The organism is Bradyrhizobium sp. 186 (assembly GCF_023101685.1).
Lineage (GTDB): Bacteria > Pseudomonadota > Alphaproteobacteria > Rhizobiales > Xanthobacteraceae > Bradyrhizobium.
This window is the reverse complement of the sequence record NZ_CP082164.1, coordinates 2,829,531-2,842,253: the sequence shown is the minus strand read 5'-3', so window position 1 is coordinate 2,842,253 and position 12,723 is coordinate 2,829,531. Positions and strand designations below refer to the sequence as shown.

At 64.1% G+C, this 12,723-nt stretch carries 14 protein-coding genes; 6 read left to right on the top strand and 8 right to left on the bottom strand.

From position 1 onward, the window contains the following. Positions 1-10 precede the first annotated feature (10 nt). From IVB18_RS13390 to IVB18_RS13360, 7 genes are all read right to left on the bottom strand, one after another. Entirely contained in the window at positions 11-802 is a 792-nt protein-coding gene (locus IVB18_RS13390) for an enoyl-CoA hydratase (RefSeq protein ID WP_247989566.1), read from the bottom strand. An 18-nt stretch (positions 803-820) separates the two neighbouring features. Continuing rightward, positions 821-1,990 (bottom strand): CaiB/BaiF CoA-transferase family protein, encoded by a 1,170-nt coding sequence (locus tag IVB18_RS13385; RefSeq protein ID WP_247991630.1) that lies wholly within the window; start codon positions 1,988-1,990, stop codon positions 821-823. Positions 1,991-2,019: 29 nt separating this feature from the next. Further along, on the bottom strand, positions 2,020-2,973 hold the full coding sequence (locus IVB18_RS13380; RefSeq protein ID WP_247989565.1) for a tripartite tricarboxylate transporter substrate binding protein: 954 nt from the start codon (positions 2,971-2,973) through the stop codon (positions 2,020-2,022). A gap of 206 nt (positions 2,974-3,179) precedes the next feature. Beyond that, positions 3,180-4,106: a LysR substrate-binding domain-containing protein gene (locus IVB18_RS13375; protein WP_247989564.1), complete on the bottom strand. Its 927-nt coding sequence runs from the start codon at positions 4,104-4,106 to the stop codon at positions 3,180-3,182. A 152-nt stretch (positions 4,107-4,258) separates the two neighbouring features. Beyond that, positions 4,259-5,245, bottom strand: coding sequence for a peptidyl-alpha-hydroxyglycine alpha-amidating lyase family protein (locus IVB18_RS13370; protein WP_247989563.1), 987 nt, complete (start codon positions 5,243-5,245; stop codon positions 4,259-4,261). Positions 5,246-5,284: 39 nt separating this feature from the next. Continuing rightward, entirely contained in the window at positions 5,285-5,956 is a 672-nt protein-coding gene (locus IVB18_RS13365; RefSeq protein ID WP_247989562.1) for a 4-carboxy-4-hydroxy-2-oxoadipate aldolase/oxaloacetate decarboxylase, read from the bottom strand. Between the two features lie 182 nt (positions 5,957-6,138). After that, positions 6,139-7,089: a LysR substrate-binding domain-containing protein gene (locus IVB18_RS13360; RefSeq protein ID WP_247989561.1), complete on the bottom strand. Its 951-nt coding sequence runs from the start codon at positions 7,087-7,089 to the stop codon at positions 6,139-6,141. A gap of 184 nt (positions 7,090-7,273) precedes the next feature. Here IVB18_RS13360 and IVB18_RS13355 point away from each other — a divergent pair, with 184 nt between their 5' ends. Genes IVB18_RS13355 through IVB18_RS13330 form a run of 6 tightly spaced genes read left to right on the top strand, consistent with a single transcriptional unit; the run spans position 7,274 to position 11,939 of the window. Next, a complete protein-coding gene (locus IVB18_RS13355) occupies positions 7,274-8,032 on the top strand; it encodes an SDR family oxidoreductase (protein ID WP_247989560.1) in 759 nt (252 codons plus the stop codon). A 47-nt stretch (positions 8,033-8,079) separates the two neighbouring features. Beyond that, complete coding sequence (locus IVB18_RS13350) at positions 8,080-8,526, top strand: acetyl-CoA carboxylase biotin carboxyl carrier protein subunit (RefSeq protein WP_247989559.1); 447 nt, start codon at positions 8,080-8,082, stop codon at positions 8,524-8,526. Next, positions 8,526-9,881, top strand: a complete 1,356-nt coding sequence (accC, locus tag IVB18_RS13345) for an acetyl-CoA carboxylase biotin carboxylase subunit (protein WP_247989558.1) — start codon at positions 8,526-8,528, stop codon at positions 9,879-9,881. Before IVB18_RS13350 ends, accC begins: the two co-directional genes overlap by 1 nt. Then, positions 9,878-10,540, top strand: coding sequence for a 5-oxoprolinase subunit PxpB (gene pxpB / locus IVB18_RS13340; protein WP_247989557.1), 663 nt, complete (start codon positions 9,878-9,880; stop codon positions 10,538-10,540). Before accC ends, pxpB begins: the two co-directional genes overlap by 4 nt. Beyond that, positions 10,537-11,514, top strand: coding sequence for a biotin-dependent carboxyltransferase family protein (locus IVB18_RS13335; RefSeq protein WP_247989556.1), 978 nt, complete (start codon positions 10,537-10,539; stop codon positions 11,512-11,514). Before pxpB ends, IVB18_RS13335 begins: the two co-directional genes overlap by 4 nt. Continuing rightward, entirely contained in the window at positions 11,505-11,939 is a 435-nt protein-coding gene (locus IVB18_RS13330; RefSeq protein ID WP_247989555.1) for an acetyl-CoA carboxylase biotin carboxyl carrier protein subunit, read from the top strand. Before IVB18_RS13335 ends, IVB18_RS13330 begins: the two co-directional genes overlap by 10 nt. Here IVB18_RS13330 and IVB18_RS13325 read toward each other — a convergent pair. Beyond that, positions 11,932-12,699 carry a 5-oxoprolinase subunit PxpA gene (locus tag IVB18_RS13325; RefSeq protein ID WP_247989554.1) on the bottom strand — a complete coding sequence of 256 codons (768 nt, stop codon included), beginning with the start codon at positions 12,697-12,699 and terminating at the stop codon, positions 11,932-11,934. The two genes, IVB18_RS13330 and IVB18_RS13325, sit on opposite strands and share 8 nt — an antisense overlap. Between the last annotated feature and the right edge of the window lie 24 nt (positions 12,700-12,723).

Genomic DNA, 12,723 nt, shown 5'->3' with positions numbered 1-12,723 from the left:
GCGAGGTCCATCAACGCCCTTCAAATCTCGGCTTGCGCTTGGCCGCGAAAGCGGCCCGGCCTTCAGAGTAATCATGGCTGGCATAGACCTCGTCGGCCAACTTCTGACAGAGCGCGAGGTCCGCGGCCGCATCGCGTCGCAGCGCCTCGTTGATGGTCAGTTTCGCCGCAGCGAGGCTAAGCGGCGCCGCCATGGCAAGCTCACCCGCCAGGTCGGCGACCTCGCGGACAAGCGCCTCACGCGAAGCGGCGAGCCGATGCACGAGACCGATGTCCGCGGCTCTCGCGCCGTCAATCTGGCGCCCGCCCAGGACCATCTCCCGCGTGCGCGACGGCCCGATCACATCGAGTACCTTGACGATATCCTCGTAGCGATACGGCAGTCCCAGCTTGACGGCCGGCACCGCGAACCGGGAAGCCGGCGTGCAATAGCGGAAGTCGCACAGAAGAGCGAACTCCAGTCCGGCACCGAGGCAATGGCCGTCGATCATGGCGATGGTTGGCTTCGACAGTTTCGCAAGGCGTTCGCAGACGGTTCGTTGAAGCCCGTTGTAGCGCTCGATCTGCGCCGGCGTGCTGCGTACGTGGTCGAATTCGGAGACATCATTGCCGGAGCAAAAGGCGCGATCGCCGGCGCCGGTCAGAATCAGGACCCGTGCGGTCTGGTCCGCCGCAACCTTCTGCAACAGGTCCGGCAGCGCCTGCCACATCGCGAAATTAATCGCGTTGTGCTTCGCCGGATTGTTCAGGGTCAGCGTTGACACCCCGTCGCTTGTCGTGAGCTGCAAAGACTGCAAGATCATTTCACCGGTCCGGTAAGCCTAGATGACGTTCTGCGCGCGCAAGGAGGCGATTTGTTCGAATGTCACGCCGAATTCCTTCAACACGGCATCCGTGTGCTCTCCACGCTCCGGCGTCGCTTCGACCCGCCTCGTTCCGCGGCTGAGCGAAACGGGGCTGCGAATCAGATCAAGAGCGCCAAGCCTCTTGTGCTGCACCCGCAGACGCATATCGAGTGCTTCGACCTGGGGATCGGAGAACATCTCGTCGATGCCATAGACCGGACCACAGGGCACCCCGGCCTGGTTGAGGAGGCGGACCCAATGGCCGACCGGCTCCTGAATGAAACGCTCCTGAAGGATCGCGTTCAGCGCGTCACGGTTCTTCGATCGCAGCTCTTCCGACGAAAATTCCGGCCGGTCCACCACATCGCCCAGCTCCAATGCGGAGCATATCCGGCGCCACATGGATTCGCCGCCGCCCGCGAGGTTGAGCACGCCATCACGCGCACGAAACAGGCCTGTTGGAATGCTGGTCGGATGGTTGTTGCCGGCCTGTCCCGGGCGCTCTTTGTCGATCAGCCATCGCGTCGCCTGGAAATCCATCATCGCGATCTGCGCCTCCAGGAGGGAGGTGTGCACCCATTGACCTTCACCGGAAGCCTCGCGTTCCAGCAACGCAATCAGAATGCCGATGGCTGCGTAAAGGCCCGTCGACAGGTCCGCGACTGGAATGCCGGCCCGCACCGGCCCCTGCCCCGGCAACCCCGTCACGGACATCAGCCCGCCCATCCCTTGCGCGATCTGATCAAAGCCAGGACGGCGCGCATAGGGTCCGAACTGCCCGAAGCCCGATATGCTGGCGAGCACGATGCGCCTGTTCACGGCTCTGAGGCGCTCGTAGTCAATGCCGAGACGCTCCTTCACGTCGGGGCGGTAATTCTCGACGACCACGTCCGCCTTCGCAACGAGCGAATAGAAGAGCTCACGCCCTTCCGGCCGTTTGAGATTGAGGGTGATGCTGCGCTTGTTCCGGTGCGTATTCTGGAAATCGGAGCCGTCGCGTTCGCCGCCCATGCCCTTCGAGCTGTCGACGACCTCGGGTGCTTCGATCTTGATGACATTGGCACCCCAGTCGGCGAGCTGGCGGACCGCAAGAGGGCCCGAACGAACCCGCGTGAGATCAAGGACAGTGAAGCGCGAGAGGGGCATGGACACGGCGTATTCCTGGCGGTGCGCGCTCAATCGATCTTGATCTGCGCGGTTTCAATGACGTTATTCCACTTCGCGGTTTCGCCGGCGACGAACGCCTTGGCGTCCGCCACGCTGTTGCCGACGATGGCTGCGCCGAGCTTCTTGAAGCGCTCGACCACCTCCGGCTCAGCGAGGACCTTGCAAATGTCCGCGTTGAGCTTCCCGACCGTTGCGGGTGAAACACCGCCGGCAACCGCGATAGTGAACCAGGCCGTCGCATCGTATCCGGGAACGCCAGCTTCGGCGATCGTCGGCAGGGACGGCAGGCTCGCAGACCGGGCTGCACTGGTGACGCCCAGCGCGCGGACCGTGCCGCTCTCGATGAACGGCAATGCCGTCGGCAAATTCTCGAACATGAGCTGGATCTGCCCCGCGACAAGGTCGTTCAATGCCGGAGCGCTTCCCCGGTAAGGGACGTGCGTCAGATCCACTTTGGCTTTCAGCTTGAACAATTCCGCGATCATGTGCGTCGACGAACCATTGCCGGCCGATCCAAAATTGAGCGCGCCGGGCTTCTCCTTGGCCAGCGCCAAGAACTCCCTGACATCCTTCGCCGCAACGGACGGATGCACGATGAGCACGTTCGGAACCTCGGCAAGAATCGTGACCGGCTGAAGATCCCTGTTCGGATCGTATGGCAGGGTTCGGTAGATCTTGCTTGCGGCATGAATCCCGATCGTGCCGAGCAACAGGACCGAACCGTCGGCCGGCCCGCGCGCCACCGAATCCGCGCCGATATTGCCGCCGCTGCCTGGGCGGTTTTCGACCACTACCTGGTTGCCGGTGAGCGCACCAAGCTCTTGCGCGACGATGCGTCCGAGAACATCGGCCGTGCCGCCGGCCGCGAACGGAACGATCATGCGCATCTGATTGGCGCGAGCCGTTGAGAGATAGAAGGGGCTGCACAGGACGAAGGATAGAACGACCGAAATCAACCTCACCGTTGAGGCTCCTCTTGAAAGAGTAACGTCTATCCCGGCACAACCCGCGCACCTTGCGGGCCCGGAGCGATACTTGGCATAGCGCGGTTATCACGACCAATAGATTTGCGAGCCTGTACTATGCAGGAATGATATACATGCTTCAGAGCGGCCGGCGCTCCGGCCGGGTGAGGAGATCGCAAGCCCCGGCGTCCCCGGTCGAACGTTCAGCGTTTTCCGCTCCGGGATGGTCGCGGGTCGTTCCTGAACTGATCGCTGATCTGCGTGATGAACTCGGAAGCGAGGGCCGACATCGCGACGTGCCGGGGATAGGCTACGAATATCTTGACGCCAATCGTCGGCTTGACCGGGACCACGCGCAGCCGGTCCGAGAACACGGACGCAATGTATGGATTCACCACGCCGATTCCGGCGCCGACCTCGGCGAGACGGCAGATGGTTGCCGAATAGGTCGTTTCGATCATCGAGCTTGGCACCACCTTCGCCAGCGCAAGCGCCCGCCGCCACTCGTCACTCAGATCGTCCTGCCGGTCCAGTGTCAACAACGTCTCGGACTGGAAATGGCGCGGCCCGACATGCGCATGCGTCGCCAGCCGGTGCGAGCGGCTCATCACGCAGACCGCGGCCACCTGATCGACGACCTTGGTCTGGAGCTGCGCACCCTCGAGCTGAAGCGAATTGGTCGTGACACCGAGGTCGTACAGCCCGTTCAACAATCCCTCGCGGACGTCGTAGGAGCTGATCGTCCTGAGGGTGATGTGAACGTCAGGCTGACGAACCTTGAATCTCGCCATGACGGCGGGCATAACGCTCATGCCGAGCGCCGGCGTACAGGCCACGCGCAGCCGGCCGATGCCCGAGCGTCGCAGCAACGCCACCGTCTCTTCGATGGCCTCCAGGCCGAGAAAATTCCGCTGCACGGCCTCAAACAGCATGACAGCTTCTGGCGTCGGACGCAGTCGGCCACGATCGAGTTCGAACAGCTTGAGTTTCGCCGCCGACTGAATCTGTGCAAGCGAGCGACTGATTGAGGGCTGCGTCGTGTTGAGCATATTGGCAGCCGCGATCGTCGTGCCGGTGAGCATGACCGCGCGGAAAGCCTCGATCTGACGAAAATTCAGGCGCGGCGACACACCCTAGCCCCGGTTATGACGATGCGCCAATATATCCACAGCACGGGACGATATGGCAACCGGACGCAGCGCCGGCGCAGGGCAGCCGTCGGAACACGTTGGGATGATTAGATTTCTGCCGGCCGCGCCCGGCCTGCCGTCGGGGTTCGCCTTTAGCGAGGAACGTCCGCTACGCGCTCCAGCTTCTGCAAGCAACGCGTTGTGCGGACCACGGCCGGCATGTCCTCGTCCGGAAAATTGGTCTTCCAGTCGGTGACGCCGACCTCGCCGACATACATGTCGCCCCTGGAGTCCAGTGCGATGCCATGCGGCGCGAGGAATTTGCCGCTCGCAAGACCGGGGCCATCCTCGCCGCCGAGCCGCGCGATGCGGTTGCCCTTTGCGTCCACGATCGACAGCCGCGGGCCGAGATTGGGCACCTTGCGGTTGACGGCCATGGCGGGCCCGAGCTCGCCGATCACGAAGGTCGGGCTCTTGCCGCCACCGCAACAGCACAGCGCGCAGGGCCGGTGCAGGTTATTCCACTGCGTCTCGTATTTGCCGTTGCCATCGAACACCTGCACGCGGTGGTTCTCGCGGTCGGCAACGTAGATCCAGCCGTCGGCGTCGGTGACGATATTATGCACGATGTTGAACTGGCCGGGGTCGGTGCCCGGCTCACCCCAGCTCTTGATCAGCTTGCCGTCCGGCGTGAACTTGTGCACGCGGGCATTGCCATAGCCGTCGGAGACGTAGATCTCGCCCTTCGGCGACAGCGCCGTATGGGTGCAGCGATGGAAGGGATCGCCGCTCATGAATGGCGCCGGTTTCTCGGGGATGCCGATTGTCAGCAGCACCTTGCCGTCGGGCGAGCATTTGCGCACGGTGTGGTCACCGTCATCGGTGCAATAGAGATGGTCGTCCGCATCGATGTGCAGGCCATGGGCACGCGAGAACAGGCCTTCACCCCAGCTGCGCAAGAAGTTGCCCTCACGGTCGAGCACCACCATCGGATGGGCGCCGCGGTTGAACACGTAGATGCGGTCGCGGCTGTCGACCGCGACGGAGGCGACATCGGTGAGCTGCCAGCCATCGGGCAGTTTCGCCCAATAGTCGACGACGCGGTAGCGATGCTCCCCCGAGCCGAGAATGGCTGACACCTGATCTCCCATCATTGCGCGCTTGCGGCGCGTAATCGCTCAGGCAAAGGTGCAGCCCTTGCCCTCCAGCACCTTGCCGATGCCGGACAGCTCGAGAATATCTCCGCCGGCCTTGAGCGCCTTCATCACGCCGGCTTCCTTCTCCTCGCGTGCCGCCGACTTGACGCAAACGTCCGCAATATTCTCCTTGGGCACGATCACGACGCCGTCATCATCGGCACTCACGATATCGCCGGGACGGACGGCAATCCCGCCGATGACGATCGGCTGATTGATGTAGCCGAGGGTCTCCTTGACGGTGCCCTTCATGCAGAGGCCGTAGGAGAAGACGTTGAAGCCGGTGTCGCGCACCGCCGGTCCGTCGCGAACGCCGGCATCCGTGACCAGGCCGACAATACCCTTGGCGACGCAGGCCGTCGCCAACACCTCGCCGAAGCCGCCCTGCTCGGGATGATCGCCTGCGCTCACCACAAGCACGTCGCCCGGCTTGGCCAGCGAAATCGCCGTGATCAGCATCATGTTGTCGCCCGGATGGCAGCTCACCGTCAGCGCCGGCCCACAGGCGCGTATCCCGGGATAGATCGGCTTGATGCGGGAGCTCAGCGCGCCCGATCGCCCCTGCGCCTCGTGCAGGGTGGACGGAGGAAACTGCTTGATGCGCTCGACAAGTTCGGCGGCTGGCCGATCGAATGTCCTGATCACATGCACCATGGTAACCTCCTTGCGCCCACGATCTCCGTTACACCTCCATACCCAACCGCCTTGAGGCGGCAAATTCATATTTCAGGATTGCCGCATTGCGTTTCGTTATAGGTCGCGCGCATTGTCGCGACGTTTCACCCGTCGCCGACAGGTGGACGGCGGCCCCATCCCGATCGAAATGAATGTCCTTGCTAAGGTGTCGAGGCAAGCGGCTTCTGGAAGAGCCCTCCGGGCGAGGTGCCCCACCTTTCGCCGATGATCTCCAACAGAACCTTGTAGACGGCGAAAGCAGAGTCGGACAAAGCCGCATTGTCCGAGATACAGAGCGACATCCGAAGCGAGGCCGCAGGCGCATCGATCCTGCGAATGCAGAGCTCGTCCTGGTTCGGCAGCGCGTTCGCGATGGAGAGGGGCAGCACGGTGGCGCCCATTCCGGCCGCAATCGCGGAGCAGAGGGTCGATTGCGAATGGATTTCGGCGACAATGCGCGGCCGGAGCCCAACCTCGGCGCAGACCCGCTCGACCGCCTGCCGCAGAAAGGATTCACGATACGGAAGAATGAGGTCGAACTGCGCGACCTCCGCCGCGGAAACGCTGTCCGACTGCGGCTGCTCCGGAAGCATGCCGCGCGGCGCGACGAAAAAGAAGGGCTCCTGCATCAGCGGCTTGTAATCGAGACCGGTCACCGGACGATCGCCGTAAAGGACGGCCATGTCCAGGCCGCCTTTCAGCATCATTTCGCTGAGCACGATCCCGAAGCTGTCGTAGATGTGCAGCACGATGCCGGGAAAGCGTTCGCGGACCTGCGCCAGTAGCGGCGCCGCAAGTAATGTCGCCGAGCTGAGCGGGGCCAGACCGATCGTGACGTTGCCGGTCAACTCCGGCTTGTTGTCCAGAATAGCGCGCCGGGCCTCTTCGATCTGCCGCTGAATCGACTTGGCATAGCGATAGAGGATTCGCCCGGCCTCGGTAGGCTTGACTCCGCGGGCGCTGCGATCGAGCAGCTTGCACTTGAAATCCGCCTCCAGGCTCGCAATGTGCTGGCTCAAGGCCGGCTGCGCAACATTCAACACCTTTGCCGCGCTCGTCATGCTGCCAAGATCCACGACCTTGATGAATGCCTCCAAACGTTTCGTATCCAATACGGCGCCTCCGGATATCCAGACAGGGAGCAATGCAGCAGCAATAGGCTGAAGCTATGGGATCAGAAGGAAATGTTCTTACCACCTGGAACCTGAGGGGCCTATAGGTAGTGCTGCACTCGTCCGCCGCTCGCGTTGCAGCCGACGCCATTGGGGGTTGGACGGTAGCAGAGGAGCCCTGTGGATGGGATTTTCGGACTATCGAACGGCCCTGGTGACGGGCGCGTCCTCGGGGATCGGCGCTGCGACGGTTCGCCGCCTGAGTGCGGAAGGGCTCGAAGTTTACGCCGTGGCACGCGATGCCGCTCGCCTGAACGCCCTGTCCACGGAGACCGGATGCCGCCCCTGCGCCGTGGACATCAGCGACCTCGACGCGCTTGCGGCACTGGCGAAGTCAACCGAGTTCGACGTCCTGGTCAACAACGCCGGCCAGTCCCGGCGCGGCAATATCCTGGACACGACGCCGGAGGATGTCGATGCGCTCATCGACGTCAATCTGCGCGCGGTGCTGCATCTGACGCGGCTCGTCGTGCCGGGCATGGCGCGCCGCGACCGCGGCCATGTCGTCAACATCTCCTCCATCGCCGGCCACTACGCATTTGGCGGTGGAAACACCGTGTATCATGCCACGAAAGCGGGCATTCACTCGCTGTCGCAGCAATTGCGCGTTGACCTCTTCGGAACCAGGGTTCGCGTCACCGAGATTTCGCCGGCCCGGGTCGAGACTGAAGTTTTCGGACGGCTGCTGGGTGATCTGGCCGAAGCCAAGCGCCGCTTCTTCGACGATTATGATGCACTCCAGCCCGAGGACATCGCCAATTCGATCGCGTTCGCGGTTGGATCGCCGGCGCGCATGAATGTCGCCTTCATGGAAGTCCTGCCGACCCAGCAAGTCGTCGGCGGCCTCAATTTCGCGCAGAAGAGCCGGCCTCCGGCAGAGTAACGCATGAACGCCCCGAACTCGACCTGCCGTCAACGCGGAGCGTGACTGTGGACCTCCCCAAAATCGAACAACTCGTGGCTCTGGTTGCACGCTCCTCCATCGCGGAGCTGGACCTTACGCAGGACGGAACCCGCATTCGCATCCTCAAGCGCGCGTCTGCGGGAGCGCCCCCGGTCCCGGCACCGGCTCCCGCCCTCAATCGCCAAGAGAGCCCTCCTCCCGAAGCTCCCGCCTCGGCCACAGCCGACGTTGTCGTGCCCGCGCCGATGCATGGCGTCTTCTACCGGGCTGCGGCGCCGGATGAGCCACCGCTGGTCGAGGTCGGCGCGAGGATCGAGGCCGGGCAGAAGATATGCATCATCGAGGCGATGAAGACCTTCATCGACATCGCCGCCCAGGCCCCCGGTGTCGTGCTTGCCATCCTTGCGGAGAACGGTGACGAGATCGAAGCGGGGCAGGCTCTATTTCGGATCGACCCTGCGGGTTCCTCCTGATGTTCGACAAGGTCCTGATCGCCAACCGCGGTGAGATCGCACTTCGCATCCAGCGCGCCTGTCGGGCCATGGGTCTCAAGACGGTCGTCATTCACTCGGAGGCGGACAGCGACGCGCGCTATGTCGCGCTCGCCGACCAGGCGCTCTGCATCGGGCCGGCGCCTGCGAGCAGCACCTATTTGAATGCCGCGGCGATCCTGCTCGCCGCTGAAGTCAGCGGTGCCCAGGCGATTCACCCGGGCTACGGATTCCTCTCGGAGAGTGCAGAGTTCGCCGATCGGGTTGCGCGCGCCGGTCTCACCTTCATCGGCCCTCCTGCGGATTGCATCCGGACCATGGGCGACAAGGTCGCGGCCAAGCGCGCAATGCGGACGGCCGGCGTCCCTTGCGTGCCCGGGCCGGATAGCGCCCTGCCGGATGATCCGGCGGAAGTGCGCGCGATCGCGCGAGAAATCGGATACCCCGTGATCATCAAGGCCGCCGGTGGCGGCGGCGGCCGCGGCATGCGGGTCGTGCGCAACGAAGGCGGACTGGACGAGGCGCTCGCGCTGACGCGCGCGGAGGCGAGCAAAGCCTTCAAGAACGCTGCGGTCTACATCGAGAAATTCCTCGAAAAGCCCCGCCATATCGAGATCCAGGTGCTGTGCGATCAGCACGGCAATCATCTCTGGCTCGGTGACCGCGATTGCTCCCTACAGCGCAGGAACCAGAAGGTCGTCGAGGAAGCTCCCGCGCCCGGCATCGACCGCGCGCTGGTCGAACGAGTGGGCTTAACTTGCGTCGAAGCCTGCCGGCGGATCGGCTATCGCGGCGCCGGCACCTTCGAATTCCTCTACGAGGACGGGCAGTTCTTCTTCATCGAGATGAACACGCGCGTCCAGGTGGAGCATCCCGTCACCGAGATGACGACGGGGATCGACATCGTCAAGGAGCAGATCCGGATCGCGCGAGGCGAGCCGCTGGGGATCTCGCAAGACGACATCGCGCGTGTGGGTCATGCGATCGAATTTCGCATCAATGCCGAAGACCCCGCCACCTTCGCGCCCTCGCCTGGCACAGTGACGCGCTGGGACGTTCCCGGCGGCATCGGCATCCGCGTCGATTCCCATATCACCGCGGGCGCCACCGTTCCGCGTCACTATGACTCGCTGATCGGCAAGCTGATCGCCCATGGCGGCACCCGCGATGAAGCCTTGGCGCGTGCGCGCGTTGCCTTGTCTGAACTGCGCGTCAACGGCATCCGGACCAATGTGCCGTTGCATCAGGCGATCCTCTCGGATACGACGTTCTGCCGCGGCGGCTACGACATTCATCATCTTGAGTACTGGATGAATGCGCGGGTGGCCGCGCAATGACGACGCCCAACCGACCGCGGTTCAGCCTGCTCGGGACCTCGGCCCTCCTGTTCGAGGCGCCTGGGGCGTTCGACCTGCCGCATCAGCGGCGCATCTGGTCGCTGGCAGCGACGGCGTCGAAATGGCCGGGGATCCGCGAGGCGATTCCCGGCATCACCAACCTGATGCTGACCTTCGAGACGCCGCCCCGCGAGCTAGATACCTTGATCGCCGCCCTCAACGACGGCTGGGACGAAACGGATGGCCTCGCGATCGACGGTCGCGAGATCAGGCTGCCGGTCACCTATGGCGGTGAGATCGGATCGTCGCTTCAGGCGGTCGCCAATCATTGCGGCCTGTCGGTCGACGACGTGGTGTCGATCCATGCCGCGCCGCTCTACACGGTGTTCGCACTCGGCAGCCATCCCGGCTACTGCTATCTCGGCGGCATGGATCCGCGCATCACTATGCCGCGGCGTGAGACGCCGCTACAGCGTTCCGCGGGCGGCTCGGTGTCCATCGGCGGATCGCAGACCGGCGTCTCCGCATCGCCCGGCCCCAGCGGTTGGCACGCCATCGGGCACACCACCTGGACGTTCTTCGATCCGTCCTGGCCGACACCGGCCGCGCTCGCGCCGGGCGATACCATTCGCTTCGAGATTGAACGGGTGATCCGTTGATCGAGATCCTGTCAGTCGTCGGTCCGGCCAGCGTGCAGGACCTGGGCCGCTTCGACCAATACCGCTTTGGAGTCGGCACGTCGGGCGCGATGGACGACGTCGCCCTGCGCGCCGGCAACGTCCTTCTCGGCAACGACGAGAACGCCGCCGGCATCGAAATCCCGATGCTGCCGTTCAGGCTCCGCTTCGGCCGGGACATGACCTTCGCGCTCACGGGCGCCGGGGTCGAGGCCGAGATCGCAGGACGCACAATCCCGCCATGGTGGCGGTCGCACGCCCGCGCCGGAGACATTCTGAGCATCAAGGCGATGCCCCGCGGCGCGCGAAGCTATCTGACCGTCGTCGGCGGCATCGACGTGCCTGTGGTGCTGGGATCGCGCAGCACGCAGTTTCGTGGCGAGTTCGGCGGCTTTCACGGACGGCCGCTGCAGCCCCGCGATATCCTGCCTTGCGCCGTGTCCACCGCGACCGTCGGCGAGCTCGGAGTCGAGCCGGCCGATATCACGCTTGCACGGTCGAACGCATCCGCGAAAGAGACCATCGTCAGGGTCGTGATCGCCGGCGAATATGACGCGTTCGACGCCGCCACGCAGCAGCGCTTCTGGTCGAGCAGCTGGAAGATCACGCCGCAGAGCAACCGTTACGGCTACCGTCTGCAAGGTCCCGCCGTGAAGCCGAAGGCGCCGATCGAGAAACGCTCTCACGGCATCGTCCCCGGCGTCATCCAGATTCCGCCAAACGGACAGCCCATCATCCAGATGCGCGACGCGCAGACGTCCGGCGGCTATCCGAAGATCGCGACCGTGATCAGGGCGGACCTGTGGCGCGTCGGGCAGGCGAGGCTCGGCGCGAAATTGCGGTTCGAGCAGACCGCCTATGCCGACGCACTGGCGGCCGAGGCCGAGATGTCCGCCTATCTCGATCGGCTCAGGGCCAGCGTGCGTCTTGTCGAGGAGATCCGAACATGCCGATAGAGATGACCGACATCGAGCGTCTGGCGCAGATCCTCGAGAGGTCCGGTGTCGAGGCGATCGAGATCGAGGAGCCGGGACAGTCCTTGAAGCTTGTCATGGACACGGCCGCTCGGAGGGCTGCGTCTCCGAGGCTTGCCGCCGCGGCCGATCCCACCGGAGACAACCCCATCATTGCGAAGGCCGATGTCGCAGGACATTTCCTCGCGGCTCATCCCTGGCGGGACAAGCCGTTCGTCGCGCCTGGCCAGCGCATCGAGGCCGGTGCGATCATCGGCCTGGTCAAGATCGGATTGCTGTATGCACCCGTCGTTGCCCCGGCCGCCGGCACCGTCGATGCCGTGATCGCCGAGACCGGCGCAATGGTCGGCTACGGCACACCGATTGCGCGCATCCGCCCGCTCGCCGAGAGCAGCCCGATCAATTAAGCAATACGGTTGCGGGCGTGACTTCGCCGCCGCCCTGCTCGATCACGCGGCGCACCGTGCCGGCGAGATTGACCGATCCGGGGGTGTCGCTGTGGATCAGGATCGAGCGCGCCTCGACCTTGATCGATTTACCTTCGATCGTCTTCACCGTTCCGCTGTCAAGGAACCGCTGAACCCGCTCGGCCACGGCCTCGGGCGAGGTGATGACGGAATTGGGAAGCTTGCGGGACACCAGATGAGCGTTCTCGTCATAGGCGCGATCGGCCAGAAACAGCGTCAGAACACGCAGGCCGACCTTGCGCGCGGCGCGCACGATCCCGGCGTCAGGCTGGGAAAAAACGATGAAATCACGATCGATGGTGGCGATGGCGCGGGCGACGACGGCGGCCATGTCCGGATCCGCATTCACCATGTTGCCCATCGCGGCATGGAAGCTGACGTGGGTCACGCGGTGGCCGGCATTGGTCGCAATCGCCTGCAGCGCGCCGATCTGATAGACCATGTGCTTCTCGAGTTCGGCGGCGTCCATCTGGATCACGCGGCGGCCAAACCCGAGCAGATCGGGCAGCCCCGGATGAGCGCCGACCTCAACCCTCTTCTGCTTCGCCAGGCGGACCATCCGATCCATGATGATGGGATCGCCGGCGTGGAAACCGCACGCCACGTTGGCAGACGAGATGATGCCCATCAGCGCCTCGTCGTCGCAGATGCGATAGTTGCCGAAGCCTTCGCCCATGTCTGAATTGATGCCGATCTTCATGTTCGCAACCCGCTCTTGTTCTTG

Excerpts from the sequence above, each read along its gene's own strand:
- IVB18_RS13390 (WP_247989566.1), bottom strand. The coding sequence starts at position 802 with ATGATCTTGCAGTCTTTGCAGCTCACGACAAGCGACGGGGTGTCAACG.
- IVB18_RS13385 (WP_247991630.1), bottom strand. The coding sequence starts at position 1,990 with ATGCCCCTCTCGCGCTTCACTGTCCTTGATCTCACGCGGGTTCGTTCG.
- IVB18_RS13365 (WP_247989562.1), bottom strand. The coding sequence starts at position 5,956 with ATGGTGCATGTGATCAGGACATTCGATCGGCCAGCCGCCGAACTTGTC.
- IVB18_RS13355 (WP_247989560.1), top strand. The coding sequence starts at position 7,274 with ATGGGATTTTCGGACTATCGAACGGCCCTGGTGACGGGCGCGTCCTCG.
- accC (WP_247989558.1), top strand. The coding sequence starts at position 8,526 with ATGTTCGACAAGGTCCTGATCGCCAACCGCGGTGAGATCGCACTTCGC.
- pxpB (WP_247989557.1), top strand. The coding sequence starts at position 9,878 with ATGACGACGCCCAACCGACCGCGGTTCAGCCTGCTCGGGACCTCGGCC.
- IVB18_RS13330 (WP_247989555.1), top strand. The coding sequence starts at position 11,505 with ATGCCGATAGAGATGACCGACATCGAGCGTCTGGCGCAGATCCTCGAG.
- IVB18_RS13325 (WP_247989554.1), bottom strand. The coding sequence starts at position 12,699 with ATGAAGATCGGCATCAATTCAGACATGGGCGAAGGCTTCGGCAACTAT.